The 635-nt window shown below is 40.2% G+C and carries 1 protein-coding gene; it reads right to left on the minus strand.

Going from position 1 to position 635, the window contains the following annotated elements; translation table 11 throughout:
- On the minus strand, nt 1-635 hold a 635-nt coding region (locus tag Q0874_RS17345; protein ID WP_299164815.1), incomplete at both ends, for a Calx-beta domain-containing protein.

The following is a 635-nucleotide window of genomic DNA, read 5'->3' on the forward strand; positions in this document are numbered from 1 at the left end:
TCATCATTAAGTATCGTATAGGTTGTAGATGTTATTCCTGCCAAACTTGCATCTCCCGTAGCTCCAACTAAATCCAGTATTATCGTTTGATTTGGCTCTATAACAGCATCAGCAGTAATGGTAAGACCTAATCCTAAAGGGGTATTGTTGTAAACACCAACTGGTATATTGATCGTAGTACTGGCCAAGGTATAATCTTCGCCAGTAGCAGTGCCACTCTCACTTAATGTTACCGTAGTAGCCGAACTAACTGTACCCGTAACTAATAAAGTTGGTAAATTTCCCCCAATATCTTCATCATCTGAGCTATTTGCCGTGGAGAAACCGACTGTAACACTATCATCATTAAGTATCGTATAGGTTGTAGATGTTATTCCTGCCAAACTTGCATCTCCCGTAGCTCCAACTAAATCCAGTATTATCGTTTGATTTGGCTCTATAACAGCATCAGCAGTAATGGTAAGACCTAATCCTAAAGGGGTATTGTTGTAAACACCAACTGGTATATTGATCGTAGTACTGGCCAAGGTATAATCTTCGCCAGTAGCAGTGCCACTCTCACTTAATGTTACCGTAGTAGCCGAACTAACTGTACCCGTAACTAATAAAGTTGGTAAATTTCCCCCAATATCTTC

It is taken from the genome of uncultured Eudoraea sp., assembly GCF_947490415.1.
Taxonomy (GTDB): domain Bacteria; phylum Bacteroidota; class Bacteroidia; order Flavobacteriales; family Flavobacteriaceae; genus Eudoraea.